Source organism: Phytobacter sp. MRY16-398 (assembly GCF_003925915.1).
GTDB lineage: Bacteria > Pseudomonadota > Gammaproteobacteria > Enterobacterales > Enterobacteriaceae > Phytobacter > Phytobacter diazotrophicus.
In genome coordinates, this window is the sequence record NZ_AP018756.1 from 4,205,848 (window position 1) to 4,225,804 (window position 19,957).

The 19,957-nt window shown below is 51.8% G+C and carries 16 protein-coding genes and 7 tRNA genes; 18 read left to right on the forward strand and 5 right to left on the reverse strand.

The window, feature by feature from the left end; all coding sequences use genetic code 11:
* Positions 1-101: 101 nt before the first annotated feature.
* From ybfF to fur, 4 genes are all read left to right on the forward strand, one after another.
* Positions 102-875: an esterase gene (ybfF, locus tag MRY16398_RS20695; RefSeq protein WP_125125099.1), complete on the forward strand. Its 774-nt coding sequence runs from the start codon at positions 102-104 to the stop codon at positions 873-875.
* A 131-nt stretch (positions 876-1,006) separates the two neighbouring features.
* Positions 1,007-1,300, forward strand: coding sequence for a LexA regulated protein (gene ybfE / locus MRY16398_RS20700; RefSeq protein WP_041852102.1), 294 nt, complete (start codon positions 1,007-1,009; stop codon positions 1,298-1,300).
* 149 nt (positions 1,301-1,449) lie between these two features.
* Complete coding sequence (fldA, locus tag MRY16398_RS20705) at positions 1,450-1,980, forward strand: flavodoxin FldA (protein WP_071193856.1); 531 nt, start codon at positions 1,450-1,452, stop codon at positions 1,978-1,980.
* Between the two features lie 289 nt (positions 1,981-2,269).
* Positions 2,270-2,722: a ferric iron uptake transcriptional regulator gene (gene fur / locus MRY16398_RS20715; RefSeq protein ID WP_041852104.1), complete on the forward strand. Its 453-nt coding sequence runs from the start codon at positions 2,270-2,272 to the stop codon at positions 2,720-2,722.
* 97 nt (positions 2,723-2,819) lie between these two features.
* Here the strand turns inward: fur and chiQ are convergent, their stop codons facing one another.
* The 4 genes from chiQ to nagE all read right to left on the reverse strand — a co-directional run bounded on the left by chiQ (position 2,820) and on the right by nagE (position 8,831).
* A complete protein-coding gene (chiQ, locus tag MRY16398_RS20720) occupies positions 2,820-3,155 on the reverse strand; it encodes a ChiQ/YbfN family lipoprotein (RefSeq protein WP_071193988.1) in 336 nt (111 codons plus the stop codon).
* Positions 3,156-3,172: 17 nt separating this feature from the next.
* The gene (gene chiP, locus MRY16398_RS20725; RefSeq protein ID WP_079498369.1) at positions 3,173-4,573 is read right to left on the reverse strand and encodes a chitoporin ChiP; all 1,401 of its coding nucleotides are present in this window, start codon (positions 4,571-4,573) and stop codon (positions 3,173-3,175) included.
* A 393-nt stretch (positions 4,574-4,966) separates the two neighbouring features.
* Entirely contained in the window at positions 4,967-6,634 is a 1,668-nt protein-coding gene (glnS, locus tag MRY16398_RS20730; protein WP_107223645.1) for a glutamine--tRNA ligase, read from the reverse strand.
* 178 nt (positions 6,635-6,812) lie between these two features.
* A complete protein-coding gene (gene nagE, locus MRY16398_RS20735; protein ID WP_125125100.1) occupies positions 6,813-8,831 on the reverse strand; it encodes an N-acetylglucosamine-specific PTS transporter subunit IIBC in 2,019 nt (672 codons plus the stop codon).
* A gap of 318 nt (positions 8,832-9,149) precedes the next feature.
* Here nagE and nagB point away from each other — a divergent pair, with 318 nt between their 5' ends.
* From nagB to MRY16398_RS20800, 13 genes are all read left to right on the forward strand, one after another.
* Complete coding sequence (gene nagB / locus MRY16398_RS20740; protein ID WP_041852108.1) at positions 9,150-9,950, forward strand: glucosamine-6-phosphate deaminase; 801 nt, start codon at positions 9,150-9,152, stop codon at positions 9,948-9,950.
* A 58-nt stretch (positions 9,951-10,008) separates the two neighbouring features.
* Positions 10,009-11,157 (forward strand): N-acetylglucosamine-6-phosphate deacetylase, encoded by a 1,149-nt coding sequence (gene nagA / locus MRY16398_RS20745; protein WP_125125101.1) that lies wholly within the window; start codon positions 10,009-10,011, stop codon positions 11,155-11,157.
* Positions 11,158-11,166: 9 nt separating this feature from the next.
* Positions 11,167-12,387, forward strand: a complete 1,221-nt coding sequence (gene nagC, locus MRY16398_RS20750; RefSeq protein WP_041852110.1) for a DNA-binding transcriptional regulator NagC — start codon at positions 11,167-11,169, stop codon at positions 12,385-12,387.
* Positions 12,388-12,555: 168 nt separating this feature from the next.
* On the forward strand, positions 12,556-13,308 hold the full coding sequence (locus MRY16398_RS20755; protein WP_071193860.1) for an HAD-IIA family hydrolase: 753 nt from the start codon (positions 12,556-12,558) through the stop codon (positions 13,306-13,308).
* Positions 13,309-13,593: 285 nt separating this feature from the next.
* Complete coding sequence (gene asnB / locus MRY16398_RS20760; RefSeq protein ID WP_108701801.1) at positions 13,594-15,258, forward strand: asparagine synthase B; 1,665 nt, start codon at positions 13,594-13,596, stop codon at positions 15,256-15,258.
* Positions 15,259-15,487: 229 nt separating this feature from the next.
* Positions 15,488-15,564: transfer RNA gene (locus MRY16398_RS20765), tRNA-Met, on the forward strand.
* A 9-nt stretch (positions 15,565-15,573) separates the two neighbouring features.
* Positions 15,574-15,658, forward strand: a tRNA-Leu gene (locus tag MRY16398_RS20770).
* Positions 15,659-15,681: 23 nt separating this feature from the next.
* Positions 15,682-15,756, forward strand: a tRNA-Gln gene (locus MRY16398_RS20775).
* Between the two features lie 34 nt (positions 15,757-15,790).
* Positions 15,791-15,865, forward strand: a tRNA-Gln gene (locus tag MRY16398_RS20780).
* Positions 15,866-15,892: 27 nt separating this feature from the next.
* A tRNA-Met gene (locus MRY16398_RS20785) sits at positions 15,893-15,969 on the forward strand.
* Between the two features lie 49 nt (positions 15,970-16,018).
* A tRNA-Gln gene (locus MRY16398_RS20790) sits at positions 16,019-16,093 on the forward strand.
* A gap of 77 nt (positions 16,094-16,170) precedes the next feature.
* Positions 16,171-16,244, forward strand: a tRNA-Gln gene (locus MRY16398_RS20795).
* Positions 16,245-16,392: 148 nt separating this feature from the next.
* On the forward strand, positions 16,393-16,968 hold the full coding sequence (locus MRY16398_RS20800; RefSeq protein ID WP_125125102.1) for a hypothetical protein: 576 nt from the start codon (positions 16,393-16,395) through the stop codon (positions 16,966-16,968).
* 5 nt (positions 16,969-16,973) lie between these two features.
* Here the strand turns inward: MRY16398_RS20800 and ubiF are convergent, their stop codons facing one another.
* Positions 16,974-18,149: a 3-demethoxyubiquinol 3-hydroxylase gene (gene ubiF / locus MRY16398_RS20805; protein WP_041852117.1), complete on the reverse strand. Its 1,176-nt coding sequence runs from the start codon at positions 18,147-18,149 to the stop codon at positions 16,974-16,976.
* Between the two features lie 146 nt (positions 18,150-18,295).
* Here ubiF and miaB point away from each other — a divergent pair, with 146 nt between their 5' ends.
* On the forward strand, positions 18,296-19,720 hold the full coding sequence (miaB, locus tag MRY16398_RS20810) for a tRNA (N6-isopentenyl adenosine(37)-C2)-methylthiotransferase MiaB (RefSeq protein WP_041852118.1): 1,425 nt from the start codon (positions 18,296-18,298) through the stop codon (positions 19,718-19,720).
* The last annotated feature ends 237 nt before the right edge of the window (positions 19,721-19,957 follow it).

Consider the following 19,957-nt stretch of genomic DNA (forward strand, 5'->3'; position numbering starts at 1 on the left):
AGGATGGCGGCAAAGTCAGAGTGTGTCAAAACCTTGCAGCCGGACGGCAGAATGTTCAACATAATACCTTAATCCGAAAGAGCGAAAAAAAGAACTTTGCCATGAAATTGAATACCCGAGCGCAATCTGCACAACAATCGCACAACAATTCCCCCATCGTGCTGGTTCACGGTTTATTTGGTAGCCTGGACAACCTTGGCGTGCTTGCCCGCGACCTCGTCAATGACCATGATATTATTCAGGTTGATATGCGCAATCATGGCCTTTCCGAACGCTCACCGGAGATGAATTATCCGGCGATGGCACAGGACTTACTGGATACCCTTGATGCCCACGGTATTGAGCGCGCGACTTTCGTTGGTCACTCCATGGGGGGGAAAGCGGTGATGGCCTTTACCGCACTGGCGCCTGAACGCATCGACAAGCTGGTCGCTATCGATATTGCCCCGGTCAATTACCATGTACGCCGTCACGATGAGATCTTTGCCGCCATCAATGCGGTGACCGACGCTGGCGTCACGACGCGCCAGCAGGCCGCCGCCGTTATGCGTGAGCATATAAATGAAGAAGGGGTGATACAGTTCCTGCTCAAGTCGTTTGTCGATGGCAAGTGGCGTTTCAATGTGCCCGCGTTGTGGGATCAGTACCCCTATATAGTGGGCTGGGAAACTGTGCCTGCCTGGAACCACCCTGCTCTCTTTATCCCTGGCGGCAACTCGCCCTATGTTACCGAACAGTATCGTGACGAACTGCTGCAACAGTTCCCGCAGGCACGCGCGCATGTCATTGCCGGTGCCGGGCACTGGGTACATGCAGAAAAGCCAGAAGCGGTTCTGCGCGCCATCCGCCGTTATCTCGCTGAAAAGACAAACTGATTAAAAACCCGGCGACCGGTTGCCTGAAAGCGCCCGGTCGTTGGCGTGTCCGCATCGCTGATGTATGATGGCGCGCTAATCAGCCCGGGCTATGACCCGATTGCTTGTACTTCCCGTAGTATTCTTAAATCATGGCTAAAGAACAAACGGACCGCACGACATTAGATCTGTTCGCGAATGAACGTCGCCCGGGACGTCCTAAAACCAATCCGCTCTCTCGCGACGAGCAATTGCGCATCAATAAGCGCAATCAGCTTAAACGCGACAAGGTTCGTGGGCTTAAACGCGTCGAATTAAAACTCAACGCCGAGGCTGTCGACGCGCTAAACGCGCTGGCGGATGCGCGGGAAATGAGCCGGAGCGAACTGATTGAAGAGATGTTACTGGCTCAGCTTAACGCGCTGAACGACCAGGAAATCCTCTGAATTATCGCAAAAATTCACTTTCATGTTGCACAGAGTGCAGTCTTGCGTGATTGCAGTTTCCGCGTGCTTCTCTGATCTGCTATGATTGCCCTTATCCGTGGGCCAATCGCCACCACCATATCATTAAGTTTCAAGAGGTTATTTTACTCATGGCAATCACAGGCATTTTTTTCGGCAGCGATACCGGTAATACCGAAAACATCGCAAAGATGATCCAGGCTCAACTTGGTAAAGATGTTGCCGATGTGCATGACATTGCTAAAAGCAGCAAAGAGGATCTGGAAGGTTACGACATCCTGCTGCTTGGCATTCCGACCTGGTATTATGGTGAAGCACAGTGTGACTGGGATGACTTTTTCCCGACGCTGGAAGATATCGATTTTAACGGCAAACTGGTCGCTCTGTTTGGCTGTGGCGATCAGGAAGACTATGCAGAGTACTTCTGTGACGCGCTGGGCACCATTCGCGACATCATTGAACCGCGTGGCGCCACTATTGTAGGCCACTGGCCGACCGAAGGTTACCATTTTGAAGCGTCAAAAGGTCTGGTAGACGACAACCATTTCGTTGGCCTTGCCATTGACGAAGACCGTCAGCCTGAACTGACCGCTGGCCGCGTCGACAAATGGGTAAAACAGATTTCTGAAGAACTTCATCTGAACGACATCCTCAATGCCTGATGATGTTTGGCGCAACCTGCTGGTTGCGCCGGATTAATAGATAAAAGCGATGGAAATAATTGCTACAATTTTTTAACTTTTTTCTCCAGCGCTGTACAATGGCCCCTGATTAAAACGGGTAGCCCAAAGGACTTTGTAGACGCTACCACGTTTTATAAGCTTACTTTACTTGAGGACTTGCAGTTTTCATTCAGGCATGGCAGTTCTATAATGAGACGCATTATCCCAGGTGCATTCCTTGTAGCTTCCCAACGGGAAGTGAATCGTTTAGCAACAGGACAGATTCCGCATGACTGACAACAATACCGCATTAAAGAAGGCCGGCCTGAAAGTCACGCTTCCTCGGTTAAAAATCCTGGAAGTGCTTCAGGAGCCGGAGAACCATCATGTCAGTGCGGAAGATCTATATAAGCGCCTGATCGACATGGGCGAAGAGATTGGGCTGGCCACGGTGTACCGTGTACTTAACCAGTTCGACGATGCCGGGATTGTGACCCGCCATAATTTTGAAGGCGGTAAATCCGTCTTTGAACTGACGCAGCAGCATCACCATGACCACTTAATTTGCCTGGATTGCGGCAAAGTGATCGAGTTCAGCGATGACTCTATTGAAGCGCGTCAGCGTGAAATCGCATCTAAGCATGGTATTCGTCTGACGAACCACAGTCTCTACCTGTATGGCCACTGCGCCGAAGGTGACTGCCGTACTGACGAAAACGCGCACGAAGCGGCTGATAAATAATTATCCGCATCGTTATAAAGCCAACCTCCGGGTTGGCTTTTTTATTTTCTGCTTTCACCACACGAAAAAGCCCGCCGAAGCGGGCCCTTTCAGACGGTTAATTCACCGTGTTATGGTGGCGTATCTCCTGCCAGATCTGGTCACAGCGTGATTGTACCGCCTGCCCGTTTCCGGTATGCGTCGCTTCAAGACACTGCTGATAATCCAGGGTGCGCACGCTCTCCTCCTGCGCAAATTGCTGGTGCGCTTTCTCTTTGCGCAGGACATCCAGCACACTTCTGCACGCCGCCGTTTTCTCCGGAGAACCTTCTGCCGTAGTAATACAGGCGCTATAAGCCTCTTTTAATCGCGCATCTTCCTTTGGTGCCTGCGGCTGTTGCACACAGGCGGCAAGCCCCAGCGTCATCAGGGCAAGCAATAGCGGTTTCGTCATCATGGCATTCCCTCGCATTAGAAAATATTCAGGGGCGCAATGACGATAAACTTCACGTCACGTTCGTCCTGGAAGATGTTGTTATATCCACCGCCCCAACTCGGGATATTGGAATGGTTATCATATTGTGTGAAATGCAGCTTGAATAAGGTGCCTTTTGCCATCCCTTCCTGCACCGTATAAAGCAGGTCAAGGCTGTAGGCCGACTCTTTAATGGAATTTCCCGCATCGTAATATTTGTCGCCAGAGGAGACATTGGACGGTTTGGCATCCCAGCCATATACATACGATGCACCGACCGCCCAACCCGGCAGATTCCAGCCTTTCAGGTCATACATAGCGCCAGCAAAGACGGATTTCTCATTATGGGCATTAAAGTCGGAGCGGTTATCCCACCAGATATCCAGGCGACCGTTGGAAGATCCATACCGCGGCGTCATACGTGAGTTGAAATAGCCCTGGCGGCCATCCGCTTTGACCCAGGTCCCTTCCAGGCGTAAATCCACCGGGCCGACCGTATAGCCAAAAGTGAGCGCCTGTAGCCACGCGGTGCCGTCATAAATATCATTAATGGTGTTGTTATCGGCCTTGTCGCGCGAGCCATAGAACTGATAACTGGTGGAAAGCGGGTTACCCGCGACGTCAAACTTATAGCTGGCTTTGGCAAAATATTGATCAACATAACCCTGTGCCTGGCCAAACGCGGCTTCGAGGATCAGATCGTTTTTAAAGTCGTACGATGCGCCCAGAGAGTGGACATAATCAATTTTGCTCACGCCATCGTTCTGGTAGAAATTATCCGTTTCGTTATACCACGGCGCTTTGTATTCATTGGCCCACATGTATGAGAAGCTCAGCGCGCCGCGATCATCGAAATCCAGTTTTGCACCGGCTTCCGCCCCCTGATAGGTGCCCGGCATAAAGCTCCAGTTTGAGGCCAGCAGCGTTTGCCCCGTCGGCTGGATGTACCCTGCCCTCGCCCACACCGGGCCATATTTAAATTTCGCGGCGGCTTTATAGAGGCTTGCCCCGCTGCGATCGCCGGACCAGTCTTCGTCATACACCTTGTGGCTATTGGAAAATGCGATTTCATTCGGGTGCGCGCTTTCAGAGGATTCAGCCATCTCAATCGCCGCAAAGACCGCAACATCAATACCGAACATATCGGCAGCATAACCTGACTGGAAATCGAGATTGGTATTCCAGGTAGAGTGCGACAAGTTAGTTTTGTATTTATCGCCATCGGTGACATCTTTACGGTCGCGCTGGCGCTGCCAGTAGTAAATCCCGCCGGTGAGCGTGGCATCATCAACAAAACCAGTGGCGCTGGCGGAAGGGGTGAAAGTTAAACCAGGTAATGCGGTGGCGCAGGCAATAGCCAACGCTAACGCCTTACGTTTAGCGTTAAACGCGTTCATGAGTGTTCCTCTTTGACGAAAAAATAAAAAGTGCTGCGCAAAGGCAAACAACAATAAATTAAAAAAATGAAATATTACTGACAGTTATAGAAAATGTTTCTATCTCTGTCGTTTGTAAGCATATTTTTCGCGACGCGAATTATCAAGTATTTGCAGGAAGGGAATACGGGGATTATGACGCACCACACAGATTTGTTGCTTATCGGCTGACAGCTTGCACAGCAAGGCTTTCAGAGCGACAGAGTCTGCGTTATCGATAAATAACTGAAAAGAGGATTGGATAAAGTTAAAACAATATTTTAGAAAAAAAGAAGGTGTGTAGTAACTTATTTTCAGTCGAGAAATAAAAAACGCTGCACGAGGCAGCGTTTTTAGCATCCAGGCAAGACGGGATTACTCGCCGATTTTCGCCCAGGTATCGCGAAGACCCACAGTGCGATTGAAGACCAGTTTGTCCGCCGTAGCATGGCGGCTGTCGAGGCAGAAGTAACCTTCACGCTCAAACTGATACGCTTTCGCTACCTCAGCGGTCTTAAGGCTCGGCTCAGCAAAGCCCTGCTTAATGACCAGCGATTCCGGGTTCATGACTGTCAGGAAGTCTTCCGCTGCACCCGGATTTGGCACGCTGAACAGGCGGTCATACAGACGAATTTCAACCGGCAGTGCGTGTGCCGCGCTAACCCAGTGAATAACGCCCTTCACTTTACGGCCATCTGCCGGGTCTTTGCTCAGCGTATCGGCATCAAAGGTACAGAAAATCGTGGTGATATTACCTTCCGCGTCTTTCTCAACACGTTCCGCTTTAATCACATACGCGTTACGCAGGCGGACTTCTTTGCCCAGCACCAGTCGTTTGTACTGCTTGTTGGCTTCCTCACGGAAATCGGCACGATCGATCCAGATTTCACCGCTGAATGGGACATCACGGCTGCCCATTTCCGGTTTGTTTGGATGGTTAGGCATCGAAACCATTTCACTGGCGCCCTGCGGATAGTTCTCGATAACCAGCTTAACCGGATCGATAACAGCCATCGCGCGCGGTGCGTTTTCATTGAGATCTTCACGGATGCAGGACTCCAGCGACGCCATCTCAATGGTGTTGTCCTGTTTGGTGATACCAATACGTTTACAGAACTCACGGATGGAGGCGGATGTGTAACCACGACGACGCAGACCAGAGATAGTCGGCATACGCGGGTCGTCCCAGCCTTCAACATGCTTGTCTGTCACCAGCAGGTTCAGCTTACGCTTGGACATGACGGTGTATTCCAGGTTCAGTCGGGAGAACTCGTACTGACGCGGGTGAACCGGAATGGTGATGTTGTCCAGCACCCAGTCATACAGACGACGGTTATCCTGGAACTCCAGCGTACACAGAGAGTGAGTGATCCCCTCCAGCGCATCGCTGATGCAGTGGGTAAAGTCATACATCGGGTAGATGCACCACTTGTTGCCCGTCTGATGGTGTTCAGCAAATTTAATACGGTACAGCACCGGATCGCGCATCACGATGAACGGCGACGCCATATCAATCTTCGCACGCAGGCACGCCTTACCTTCTTCGAAACCACCCGCGCGCATTTTTTCAAACAGAGCGAGGTTCTCTTCAACCGTACGATCGCGATACGGGCTATTTTTACCCGGCGCTGTCAGCGTGCCGCGATATTCACGGATTTCATCAGCGGACAGTTCATCAACATAGGCCAGACCTTTGCTGATTAACTCTACGGCATAGTTGTGCAGTTGATCGAAATAATCAGAGGAATAGCGCACATCGCCTGACCAGTGGAAACCTAACCACTGCACGTCATTCTTGATGGACTCAACGTACTCGATATCTTCTTTTACCGGGTTGGTGTCATCAAAACGCAGGTTGCATTGCCCTTGGTAATCTTGCGCGATACCAAAGTTCAGGCAGATGGATTTCGCATGACCGATATGCAGATAGCCATTCGGCTCAGGCGGAAAACGGGTGCAAATAGTAGAGTGCTTTCCAGTAGCCAGATCTTCATCAATGATCTGACGAATAAAGTTAGTCGGGCGGGCTTCAGCCTCACTCATCGTAGATTCCTCAAGGCGTAAACAACATATAACGGCACATGATCTTATAAGCCGCCCTCAGAGACAACCTTTAGTTACGGAAAATAGATACAAAACGGAATACTTTAATTCATGCAAAAAAAAGCGGCAGAGGAAGATCCCCTGCCGCTTATGGCTATTTCTGGTTCAGATTACATCATTAGCCTTTGATGTCGTACAGCGGCGTTTGCCCTGCCACAACGGAACCTTGTGCTTTGATAACCAGACCAGAGAAATCATCAATATTGCTACATACCACCGGGCTAATCATAGAACGGGCATTGGCGTTCAGATATTCCAGATCCATTTCCAGGATTGGCTGACCTGCCGTAACGGTTGCCCCCTCTTCGACCAGACGCGTGAAGCCCTGGCCACCCAGCGCAACGGTGTCGATGCCCATATGAACAACGATTTCCGCGCCTTTTTCAGTTTCCAGGCAGAACGCGTGGTTGGTATTGAAGATTTTCACGATGGTACCCGCTGCCGGTGCAACAACCGTTTTCTCTGTCGGTTTTACCGCTACGCCATCGCCAACGGCTTTGCTGGCAAACGCTTCATCCGGCACTTCATCCAGAGAAACGACCTGCCCGGTCACCGGAGAGACCAGTTCCGCAATCACCGCCGCGCTAACGTTCGGCACTGCCTGCGGTTTAGGCGCGCTGGCGGCTGCCGGAGCCGCTGCGCCTGCCGCCGGAACGTCGCCCGCCGTTTTCATCGCATTAGCAATTTTTTCGGCCGCAAAACCCACAATCACCTGTACGCCGGTTTTATTCAAACGAATAACCCCGCTCGCACCCAGACGTTTAGCCAGCGCTTCGTTGACCAGGGAAGAGTCTTTCACGCTCAGACGCAGACGTGTGATGCAGGCATCAATACCGGTCAGGTTCGCGGAACCCCCGACAGCGGCAATATACTGACGCGCCAGACCGGTCACATCCTGCTCGGAAGCCGTGCTGACATTCACATCCTGGCCATCTGCTTCGTCACCAGCAACCGCCAGTTCACGACCCGGGGTCAACAGGTTGAATTTGAGGATAGTGAAACGGAACACCACGTAGTAGATAACAAAGAACACCAGGCCTTGCAGAATCAGCATGTACCAGTGTACGGCCAGCGGGTTACGGGACGAGAGCACCATATCCACCAGACCGGCGCTAAAGCCGAAGCCGGCAATCCACTGCATAGTCGCGGCGATAAAGACAGAAACCCCGGTCAGCACAGCGTGAATGAAGTACAGCACCGGTGCCACGAACATGAAGGAGAATTCCAGCGGTTCAGTGATACCAGTAAAGAAGGCAGCAAAGGCGCCTGCCATCATAATACCAAGGACTTTGGCTTTATTTTCCGGACGCGCGCAGTGGTAAATCGCCAGCGCGGCACCTGGCAGACCAAACATCATGATCGGGAAGAAGCCCGCCTGGTAACGCCCCGTAACCCCAACAACCGCTTTGCCCGCTTCAATAGACTGCGCGGCGCCCAGGAAGTTAGGAATATCGTTAATACCGGCAACATCAAACCAGAATACGGAGTTCAGCGCATGGTGCAGCCCCACCGGAATCAACAGACGGTTGAAGAAGGCGTAGATGCCCGCACCGACAGAGCCCAGTTTCTGGATATGCTCACCGAAGCCAACCAGACCACTGAAGACTACCGGCCAGATAAACATCATGATGAACGCGACAGCGATCATGACAAAAGAAGTCAGGATCGGCACCAGACGACGGCCGCTAAAGAAGGAGAGCGCTTTCGGCAGCTCGACGCTGCTAAAGCGGTTATACAGTTCCGCGGCAATGATACCGACCATGATCCCAACGAACTGGTTTTTGATCTTGCCAAACGCGGCAGGAACTTGATCGGCTGGGATTTTCTGGATCATAGCGACAGCGGCTGGCGAGCACAGCGTCGTCAATACAAGGAAACCCACAAAGCCGGCCAGTGCAGCAGCACCGTCTTTGTCTTTGGACATACCATAAGCAACACCCACGGCGAACAGCACGCCCATGTTATCGATAATGGCAGAACCAGATTGAATGAAGAACGCCGCCAGCGCGTTAGATCCACCCCAGCCTACCGGGTCGATCCAGTAACCGACCCCCATCAGAATCGCTGCGGCAGGCAGCGTGGCGACCGGCACCATGAGCGCGCGGCCAACCTTTTGCAAGTAACCTAAAAGATTCACGTTATTCCCCCTTTGAACCCCACCGGAGCCCTTAGAAACAGTCTTTTTATTGTCTGACTAACCCTGAAAACACGGCCATTTTTCATTACATTGAGAGTGTGTTGAAAATTAATTCGTCTCGCAAATTAAAAGCACCTTTTTTGTGATTTTAATCACCAAATATCGTTATTTGACCTCCTCTTTGCTGGCTAACCAGCAAAACTTATTTTATCATTCAAAAAATCAAGACGGATTGCCCCCATAGGGAGCGAAACTGAGTTACGCTTTACACTGCACTGGAACGCAATCCGCTAACTTTAATCAACTTAGAGGTGAACAATGAGACTGATTCCTCTGGCAACAGCTGAACAAGTCGGTAAATGGGCGGCCCGCCATATCGTCAATCGCATCAATGCATTTAAACCTACAGCGGATCGTCCGTTCCTGCTTGGCCTGCCAACCGGTGGCACGCCTCTTACCGCCTACAAAGCATTAGTTGAAATGCACAAAGCGGGCCAGGTTAGTTTTAAACATGTTGTCACGTTCAATATGGACGAATATGTCGGCCTGCCGAAGGAGCACCCGGAAAGCTATCACAGCTTTATGCACCGTAACTTTTTCGATCACGTTGATATTCCGGCGGAAAATATTAACCTCCTGGATGGCAATGCGCCGGATATTGACGCAGAATGCCGCCAATACGAAGAAAAAATCCGTTCCTATGGCAAAATTCACCTGTTTATGGGCGGCGTTGGCAACGATGGTCACATCGCCTTCAACGAGCCCGCATCTTCGCTGGCTTCTCGTACCCGTATTAAAACGCTGACCCATGACACCCGCGTGGCCAATTCCCGTTTCTTCGACGGCGACGTTAATCAGGTGCCGAAATACGCACTGACCGTGGGCGTAGGTACGCTGCTGGATGCAGAAGAAGTGATGATTCTGGTGCTGGGAAGCCAGAAAGCGCAGGCTCTACAGGCGGCCGTAGAAGGTAACGTGAACCATATGTGGACCATTAGCTGCCTGCAACTGCACCCGAAAGCAGTGATGGTGTGTGACGAGCCGTCTACGATGGAACTGAAAGTTAAAACATTGAAATATTTCAATGAATTAGAAGCGGAAAATATTAAAGGTCTGTAATTGTGTCTCGTTCCGCAAACCCAGCGGGACGACACCCATTTGTTAACCGGGGGTCGTTATGTATGCTTTAACCCATTGCCGGATTTTCACCGGCCATGAAATTTTGGATGACCACGCGCTGATTGTCGCCGATGGCCTGATTGATCGTCTCTGCCCTTTGGCTGAGCTGCCGCCCACTATCGAGCAGCGTGATCTCAATGGCGCAACGCTGGCCCCCGGTTTTATTGATGTACAACTGAATGGTTGCGGTGGTGTGCAGTTCAACGACACCGCCGAAGCCGTGAGCATTGAAACGCTGGAAATCATGCAGCGCGCCAATGAAAAATCAGGCTGCACAAGTTTTCTGCCGACGCTTATCACCACCAGCGATGACCTGATGAAACAAGGCATTCAGGTGATGCGTGATTATCTGGCGAAACATGCACATCAGGCGCTTGGCTTGCACCTCGAAGGGCCGTGGCTCAATATCGTAAAAAAAGGCACCCATAACCCGAAATTTGTCCGCAAACCGGATGCCGAACTGGTGGATTATCTCTGCGCCAATGCTGACGTCATCACCAAAGTGACGCTGGCGCCGGAAATGGCCGGTAATGAGGTTATCAGCAAGCTGGCTGCGGCGGGTATTGTGGTGTCTGCAGGCCACTCGAACGCGACATTAAAAGAAGCGAAAGCGGGTTTCCGCGCAGGCATCACGTTTGCGACGCATCTATACAATGCGATGCCGTACATCACCGGACGTGAACCGGGTCTGGCGGGCGCGGTACTGGATGATGCCGATGTTTATTGCGGGATCATTGCAGATGGGCTGCATGTCGATTACGTTAATGTCCGTAATGCGAAACGCCTGAAAGGCGACAAACTCTGTTTAGTTACAGATGCAACGGCGCCTGCAGGGGCAGATATTGACCAGTTCATTTTTGCTGGTAAAACAATATACTACCGTAATGGACTGTGTGTGGATGAAAACGGTACGCTGAGCGGCTCCTCCCTGACAATGATTGAAGGGGTTCGGAACCTGGTCGAACACGTGGGTATTGCGCTGGATGAAGTACTGCGCATGGCAACCTTGTACCCGGCTCGCGCGATAGGCGTCGACGGGCAGCTCGGCAGCATTGCCCCGGGTAAGGTTGCGAACCTGACCGCCTTCACGCACGATTATAAAATAATCAAGACTATCGTTAATGGTAACGAGGTCGTCATCGAGTAAATAAAAGGTATGACAGCAGGCGGACAAGCTCAGATTGGTAACGTTGATCTCGTTAAACAACTTAACAGTGCGGCGGTTTACCGCCTGATTGATCAACTAGGCCCTATTTCGCGTATTCAAATTGCCGAGCAGAGCCAGCTTGCGCCCGCCAGCGTGACAAAAATCACGCGTCAGCTTATTGAACGCGGCCTGATCAAAGAGGTTGATCAGCAGGCCTCCACCGGGGGCCGCCGCGCTATCTCAATCATTACCGAAACCCGCAATTTTCAGGCTATTGGTGTGCGTCTTGGACGGTCCGATACCACCCTCACCCTTTATGATCTGAGCAGCAAAGTGCTGGCGGAAGAGCATTATCCTCTGCCGGAGCGGACGCAGGAAACGCTGGAGCACGCGTTGCTGAACACCATCAGCGCCTTTATCGAAAGCAATCAGCGTAAGATCCGCGAATTGATCGCCATCTCGGTCATTTTACCAGGCCTTGTCGACCCGGAAAGCGGCGTCATTCGCTATATGCCGCATATTCAGGTTGAGAACTGGGGGCTGGTGGACGCACTGGAAAAACGTTTCAAATTAACCTGTTTCGTCGGTCACGATATCCGCAGTCTGGCCCTCGCAGAGCACTATTTTGGGGCAAGTCAGGACTGTGAGGATTCCATTCTGGTGCGTGTTCATCGCGGAACCGGGGCAGGAATCATCTCTAACGGGCGCATTTTTATCGGTCGCAACGGTAATGTAGGTGAAATTGGTCACATCCAGGTAGAACCCCTCGGCGAGCGATGTCATTGCGGTAACTTTGGCTGTCTGGAAACCATCGCCGCCAATGCCGCCATTGAACAACGCGTAAGGCATCTGCTGGAACAGGGCTACCAAAGCCGCGTAACGCTGGATGACTGCACGATAAAAAATATCTGTAAAGCCGCAAATAAAGGCGACGCGCTGGCGTGTGAAGTGATTGAGTACGTCGGTCGCCATCTGGGTAAAACCATCGCCATTGCCATTAACCTCTTCAATCCGCAAAAAGTGGTCATCGCCGGGGAGATTGTTGAAGCGGAGAAAGTGTTGCTGCCTGCTATTGAAGGTTGCATTAACACCCAGTCGCTCAAAGCATTCCGTAAAAATCTTCCGGTGGTGCGATCCACCCTTGACCATCGCTCGGCGATAGGCGCTTTTGCCCTGGTGAAACGCGCCATGCTGAACGGCATGCTGCTGCAACGCTTGCTGGAAAGCTGACAGGGTTTAGATATCCTCAATAACTCGAATTGCATAAAGGCGGCAAGCGCATAAGTGCTCAGGAACTTACTGAGATAAGTGACCGGGCCGCGCAAACGTCACCAACGCATAGGCAAGTTGAAGTATGACGGTTATAGTTATTGCTTCTCTTTTTTTACCGGGTAGTCCATGACCATTCAGAACGTAATCTGTGATATTGACGGCGTGTTGATGCACGATAATGTCGCCGTGCCGGGCGCAGCGGAGTTTATTCATCGAATCCTGGAAAAAGGGATGCCGCTGGTGCTGCTCACCAACTATCCTTCCCAGACGGGGCAGGATTTGGCTAACCGCTTTGCCTCTGCCGGTATAGATGCACCAGCCAGTGTCTTTTATACCTCTGCGATGGCGACGGCTGACTTCCTTAAACGTCAGGAAGGGAAAAAAGCTTACGTAGTCGGTGAAGGCGCATTGATTCACGAACTCTATAAAGCCGGGTTTACCATTACGGATATCAACCCGGATTTCGTTATCGTGGGCGAAACGCGTTCTTACAACTGGGAAATGATGCATAAGGCGGCCTTTTTCGTCGCCAACGGTGCGCGCTTTATTGCCACCAACCCGGACACCCACGGACGCGGTTACTACCCTGGCTGCGGCGCGCTGTGCGCCGGTATTGAAAAAATATCCGGCCGCGAGCCTTTCTACGTCGGCAAGCCGAGTCCGTGGATTATCCGTGCCGCGCTCAATACTATGCAGGCGCATTCAGAGCAGACGGTGATTGTCGGCGACAATTTGCGTACCGACATTCTTGCGGGCTTCCAGGCGGGTCTGGAGACTATCCTGGTGCTCTCTGGCGTATCAACGCTGGATGATATCGACAGCATGCCGTTCCGTCCTTCATGGATTTACCCTTCGGTTGCTGAAATCGACATTTTTTAAACGAAACCACGTCCCCGGACGTGGTTTTTCATTTTCCGCACCAATAAAAAACAGACCGTTTAATAAAATGCGCTGAAAACTGAGAATTCATCAATAGCTCAGCTCAATTCATGTTCTTTTTTCAGCATTCGGCAATCGCCATTGCGCTTTTTACTTTCCAGGCTGTAAAACGCTTGCGCGCGTCACACCTTTGCGGCATTTTCTTAAACAAGCAATAAGACAACGCGATGACGCGGCGTCTGCACTCACACAACACTGCATTGCCTTAAAGTAACGGAGAAGTCTATGTGTTCTATTTTTGGCGTACTGGATATTAAAACCGACGCGGTTGAGCTGCGTAAAAAAGCGCTCGAATTATCCCGCCTGATGCGCCACCGCGGCCCGGACTGGTCTGGCGTTTATGCCAGCGATAAAGCGATTCTTGCCCATGAGCGTCTGTCTATTGTTGACGTCAATGCAGGTGCCCAGCCGCTGTACAACGAGAAAAAAACACATGCGCTGGCCGTTAATGGCGAAATCTACAACCACCAGGCTCTGCGTGCTGAATATGGCGATCGCTACCAGTTCCAGACCGGTTCTGACTGTGAAGTTATCCTCGCGCTGTACCAGGAAAAAGGCCCAGAATTCCTCGACGATCTGCAAGGTATGTTCGCTTTCGCCCTGTATGACAGCGAAAAAGACGCTTATCTGATTGGTCGTGACCACATCGGTATTATCCCGCTGTATATGGGCCATGATGAGCACGGTAACTTTTATGTTGCTTCCGAAATGAAAGCGCTGGTCCCTGTGTGCCGTACCATCAAAGAGTTCCCGGCGGGCAGCTACCTGTGGAGCAAAGACGGTGAAATCCGTTCTTACTATCAGCGTGACTGGTTCGACTATGAGGCAGTGAAAGATAACGTCACTGACAAAAACGAACTGCGTCAGGCGCTTGAAGAATCTGTGAAAAGTCACCTGATGTCAGATGTGCCGTATGGCGTTCTGCTCTCGGGCGGTCTGGACTCTTCTGTCATTTCCGCTATTACCAAAAAATTCGCCGCACGCCGTGTGGAAGATCAGGAACGCTCTGAGGCCTGGTGGCCGCAGTTGCACTCCTTTGCTGTGGGCCTGAAAGGGGCTCCGGACCTGAAAGCTGCGCAGGAAGTGGCAAACCATCTGGGTACGGTTCACCACGAAATCCACTTCACCGTGCAGGAAGGTCTGGACGCGATTCGCGACGTGATTTATCACATCGAAACCTACGATGTGACCACCATTCGCGCCTCTACGCCGATGTATCTGATGTCCCGTAAAATCAAAGCGATGGGCATCAAGATGGTACTGTCTGGCGAAGGTTCTGACGAAGTGTTCGGCGGCTACCTCTATTTCCATAAAGCGCCGAATGCCAAAGAGTTGCATGAAGAGACCGTACGTAAGCTGCAGGCGCTGCATATGTTCGACTGCGCGCGTGCTAACAAAGCGATGTCCGCCTGGGGCGTAGAAGCGCGTGTGCCGTTCCTGGATAAGAAATTCCTCGATGTAGCGATGCGCATCAACCCGCAGGATAAAATGTGCGGCAACGGCAAAATGGAAAAACACGTCCTGCGCGAATGTTTCGAATCCTATCTGCCGGCGAGCGTTGCATGGCGTCAGAAAGAGCAGTTCTCTGACGGCGTAGGTTACAGTTGGATCGATACACTCAAAGAAGTAGCGGCACAGCAGGTTAGCGATCAGCAACTGGCGACAGCCAGCTACCGTTTCCCGTACAACACGCCGAGCTCGAAAGAAGCGTATCTGTACCGTGAAATCTTTGAAGAGCTGTTCCCGGTACCCAGCGCCGCTGAATGTGTTCCTGGCGGCCCGTCTGTGGCTTGCTCCTCTGCAAAAGCAATCGAGTGGGATGAATCATTCAAATCCATGAACGATCCATCAGGTCGTGCGGTTGGCGTACACCAGTCCGCTTACAAATAAGCGATTGTTATCGTCAAAGGCCCTGCGGGGCCTTTTTTTTATTTCTGCATATGTTTTGCTATACAAAAACGATAAATAACCAATAATTGCCGAATTATGCGTCACGCTGTTCGCAACCTAACCAAACAGTCACATTCCGGCAATTTTCGATGAAAAAGGTATTGACGCTGTCAGGCCCAATACGCATAATGCGCCCCGCAACGCCGATAAGGTAACGCGAAAAAAAGATGGCTACTTAGCTCAGCTGGTTAGAGCACAGCACTCATAATGCTGGGGTCACAGGTTCGATTCCCGTAGTAGCCACCATCTTTTTTTGCGGGAGTGGCGAAATTGGTAGACGCACCAGATTTAGGTTCTGGCGCCGCAAGGTGTGCGAGTTCAAGTCTCGCCTCCCGCACCATTCACCAATAAGCGTTGCACGGATGGGGTATCGCCAAGCGGTAAGGCACCGGTTTTTGATACCGGCATTCCCTGGTTCGAATCCAGGTACCCCAGCCATATTTTTGATGTTTGCGGTTCACCGCGACGGTATTGGGGTATCGCCAAGCGGTAAGGCACCGGTTTTTGATACCGGCATTCCCTGGTTCGAATCCAGGTACCCCAGCCAGTCGGTGACTGGTTTGCAGTAAAATTTGGCTACTTAGCTCAGCTGGTTAGAGCACAGCACTCATAATGCTGGGGTCACAGGTTCGATTCCCGTAGTAGCCACCATATTCAAAGGCTGATGTTCATAAAAACATTAACCTGAGTAAAAAATTGTTGGGGTATCGCCAAGCGGTAAGGCAGTGGATTCTGATTCCACCATTCCGAGGTTCGAATCCTCGTACCCCAGCCAATTTCAAAAAGTCGTTTGCTTTCGGGTAGACGCAAAGGTTGAAGTTTTATCGTTAACGCGTAAAATTTCACGCCTATTGGGGTATCGCCAAGCGGTAAGGCAGCGGATTCTGATTCCGCCATCCGAGGTTCGAATCCTTGTACCCCAGCCACATAAAAAAGTAAAAAGCTCGCTTCGGCGGGCTTTTTGCTTTTCTCCCCCACGGCTTTTATCAATTCTGAAAAATTGCCTGCGGCCTTCATTCATGGTCCAAAACAGATAAACTATTGTCAAATAAAGACTTATCAAGGCGCAGTTCTATGAACTACCAATTTTGCTGGTATGCATTCCTCAAACCTTTGACATTTTTTACGGCACTGCTGATCTCCTCATCCGTCTTTGTGGGGGTGAGTGCCGGGGCAGTCTATCTTCTCCTTTTTGGCATAGGCTACCCGGTTGCGCTGTGTATGAGGATACACATCCTGAGCGGCAACAACAGGCTTAGGCTAAGAGAGCGCGTTTCTGAGTGGATTGTTTATCTTCCTGGCATTCCGGTACAGGAGACACGCCACAACCTGGAAGAAATCGCCTTTAAGAGCCCTGAGGCTTTGCACCGATTCTATTTACGCTCACTGATCTGTAAGCTCATTCTGCATGCGCTGATTTTTTACGTTCTGTATCTCGACAGTGCCTACAACGATTACACCGGGGGGACATTGCTGGTCATCTTCCTGATATTCGCCATCCTGGTTAAAACCGCTTATTCCACGATAGCCTCTTTGGTTACCGTTTTTACCCGCCGGTATGAGGTGCGATTGCAATCAGCAGACTCGCCCTGGTATGAAGCCGCTTTTAAGGGCAAACTAGGGCTTAGTATTCTGATAACGGTCAAATGATAGCTTTACAGTCCTAACGCATATTTCAGCGCCTGGCGTTTAAGTACCCCAGCCCGTTCCGCCGCCATCAAACCGATATTACGCAGTACGCGTACCGGGCCCAGATCGTTACTGAACCCGGCATGGAACAAGTCCATGCCACTTTGCATAATAAAATTATCCGCCATACGGCGTGTCTGATAGCGTTTGAGCACCGAAAGGCTTGCCCAGTCTTCACCGTGGCTGCGCGCTCTTGTCAGCACGTCTAACAGGCAGTCTACATCGCGATAGCCGAGGTTTACCCCCTGCCCCGCCAGCGGATGGATGGTATGCGCTGCATCCCCCACCAGCGCGAGCCCTGGACGTACATATTGCAGTGCGTGGCGGCGCGCGAGCGGGAACGCTCCAGCAGCGACGGGCATAACATGCCCCAGGCGGGATGGAAAATGTGCCGCGATCTCTTTCTGTAACTGCACCATATTTAACGATTGCAACTGCCGAATACGGGCAGGTGTGTCGTACCAGACCAGCGATGCCCAGTAGTCAAATAACGGCAGGAAAGCATGCGGACCGTTGGGGGTAAAGTGCTGCCAGGTACTCTCACCGGGCGCGCGCTCACACTCTACGGTGATCAGCATGCAGGATTGCTGATATTGCCAGGCGTGAATGCCAATACCGGCACACTGGCGCACCCGGGAGTTCCCCCCATCAGCACCAATCACCAGCTTCGCCGAAAGCGTTTCGCCATCTTCAAATGTCAGCTCGTGATACTCATCGTTCTGTCGCATCGTACTGAGCGCCGCAGGTACGCGCAGCGTTACCAGTGGATGGCGTTCCAGCGCTTCCCACAGCGCGCGCTGCAAGACATTGTTTTCGACCATATAGCCAAGCAACGGCAGTTTTAACTCACGCGCGTCGAAGACGACATGCGCATTTTCCCACTCCCAGGTCTCCAGCCGCTCCCATGGGTGACAACGCATCGCCTGAACCGCATCCCAGACGCCCAGCGTCTGGAGCAGCGTTACGGAGGAGGCGCTAATCGCCGAAATACGCACATCCGGTTGTGCCGTCGCGTCAAAGGCAGGCGGCGCATGTTGTTCAATGACCGTGACACTAAAACCCTGCTGCGCTAAACCCAACGCCAGCGCCCCGCCGACCATTCCGCCGCCGACAACCGCGACCTCAGTAGATTGATTTATCATGGCCCATTATCCTTAAACGAGAATCTCCTAAGTTTACCGGATTTTTTACATCTTGAGTCTGACAAGCGTCATACTGGTCAGCACGCGACCAAAGCATTACAATACGCGCCCTGCATTGGGCCATTAAACAAAGCATGAGCAAGTCGATGACAAAAAAACTCCACATCAAAACCTGGGGCTGTCAGATGAACGAGTACGATTCATCGAAGATGGCCGATCTGCTGGATGCCACTCACGGGTATCAACTCACCGAAGTGGCCGAAGAAGCAGATGTGCTGCTGCTTAATACCTGCTCAATCCGCGAGAAGGCGCAAGAGAAAGTCTTCCACCAGTTGGGGCGCTGGAAATTATTAAAGGAAAAAAATCCAGACCTGATCATTGGTGTCGGCGGTTGCGTCGCATCTCAGGAAGGCGACCATATTCGCCAGCGTGCCCACTATGTTGACATTATTTTTGGACCGCAAACGCTGCACCGTCTGCCGGAAATGATCAACTCCGTGCGCGGCAATCGCAGCCCGGTGGTAGATATCAGCTTCCCGGAAATCGAAAAATTCGACCGCCTGCCGGAACCGAAAGCCGAAGGTCCGACCGCCTTTGTCTCCATAATGGAAGGCTGCAATAAGTACTGCACTTACTGTGTCGTGCCCTACACCCGTGGCGAAGAGGTGAGCCGTCCGTGTGACGATATCCTTTTTGAAATCGCGCAACTGGCGGCACAAGGCGTACGTGAAGTTAACCTGCTGGGCCAAAACGTCAACGCCTGGCGCGGTGAGAATTACGACGGAAGTACCGGTTCCTTCGCCGATCTGCTGCGTCTGGTGGCGGCGATTGATGGTATTGACCGTATTCGTTTTACCACCAGCCACCCGATCGAATTCACCGACGATATTATTGATGTCTACCGCGATACGCCGGAGCTAGTGAGTTTCCTGCATCTGCCGGTACAAAGTGGTTCTGACCGCGTACTGAACCTGATGGGCCGTACCCATACGGCGCTGGAATACAAAGCGATCATCCGCAAACTGCGTGCCGCACGTCCGGACATTCAGATTAGCTCTGACTTTATCGTTGGCTTCCCTGGCGAAACGACCCAGGACTTCGAGCAGACCATGAAGCTGATTGCCGATGTGAATTTCGATATGAGTTACAGCTTTATTTTCTCCGCCCGTCCGGGAACGCCTGCGGCCGATATGGTAGATGACGTACCGGAAGAGGATAAAAAGCAGCGCCTGTATATTCTGCAGGAACGTATCAACCAGCAGGCAATGGCCTGGAGCCGCCGGATGATCGGCACGACTCAGCGTATCCTGGTGGAAGGAACGTCCCGTAAGAGCATCATGGAGCTGTCAGGCCGTACCGAAAATAACCGCGTGGTGAACTTCGAAGGCAGACCGGAGATGATCGGGAAATTCGTTGACGTGGAAATCACCGACGTCTGGACAAACTCCCTGCGCGGTAAAGTGGTGCGTACCGAAGATGAAATGGGCCTGCGCATAGCGCAGTCGCCAGAATCGGTCATCGCCCGTACCCGTAAAGAGAATGATATCGGCGTTGGTCTCTACCAACCTTAATCTTCACGGTTCTGGCTGCTCAACGTTGCAGAAAGGCAGCAGGCAAGTGCCCGGTCGCAGAGATGATGATGCGACCGGAGCGCGTGCAAAACCACGAATCTGCGGCTGAGTATGACTGAGCAGCCCTTGCATTTCCCCTTCCCGCCCTTATATCCATCGCAATGCTTGCGCCTTTATTCCATGGCGTGAATAATTCTCTATAAGGCTGACGGCCTCAGGCTGTGTTAGCCAGGCTCC

Coding starts and splice junctions, on each gene's coding strand:
- ybfF (WP_125125099.1), top strand. CDS start 102: ATGAAATTGAATACCCGAGCGCAATCTGCACAACAATCGCACAACAAT.
- ybfE (WP_041852102.1), top strand. CDS start 1,007: ATGGCTAAAGAACAAACGGACCGCACGACATTAGATCTGTTCGCGAAT.
- fldA (WP_071193856.1), top strand. CDS start 1,450: ATGGCAATCACAGGCATTTTTTTCGGCAGCGATACCGGTAATACCGAA.
- fur (WP_041852104.1), top strand. CDS start 2,270: ATGACTGACAACAATACCGCATTAAAGAAGGCCGGCCTGAAAGTCACG.
- chiQ (WP_071193988.1), bottom strand. CDS start 3,155: ATGACGAAACCGCTATTGCTTGCCCTGATGACGCTGGGGCTTGCCGCC.
- chiP (WP_079498369.1), bottom strand. CDS start 4,573: ATGAACGCGTTTAACGCTAAACGTAAGGCGTTAGCGTTGGCTATTGCC.
- glnS (WP_107223645.1), bottom strand. CDS start 6,634: ATGAGTGAGGCTGAAGCCCGCCCGACTAACTTTATTCGTCAGATCATT.
- nagB (WP_041852108.1), top strand. CDS start 9,150: ATGAGACTGATTCCTCTGGCAACAGCTGAACAAGTCGGTAAATGGGCG.
- nagA (WP_125125101.1), top strand. CDS start 10,009: ATGTATGCTTTAACCCATTGCCGGATTTTCACCGGCCATGAAATTTTG.
- nagC (WP_041852110.1), top strand. CDS start 11,167: ATGACAGCAGGCGGACAAGCTCAGATTGGTAACGTTGATCTCGTTAAA.
- MRY16398_RS20755 (WP_071193860.1), top strand. CDS start 12,556: ATGACCATTCAGAACGTAATCTGTGATATTGACGGCGTGTTGATGCAC.
- asnB (WP_108701801.1), top strand. CDS start 13,594: ATGTGTTCTATTTTTGGCGTACTGGATATTAAAACCGACGCGGTTGAG.
- MRY16398_RS20800 (WP_125125102.1), top strand. CDS start 16,393: ATGAACTACCAATTTTGCTGGTATGCATTCCTCAAACCTTTGACATTT.
- ubiF (WP_041852117.1), bottom strand. CDS start 18,149: ATGATAAATCAATCTACTGAGGTCGCGGTTGTCGGCGGCGGAATGGTC.
- miaB (WP_041852118.1), top strand. CDS start 18,296: ATGACAAAAAAACTCCACATCAAAACCTGGGGCTGTCAGATGAACGAG.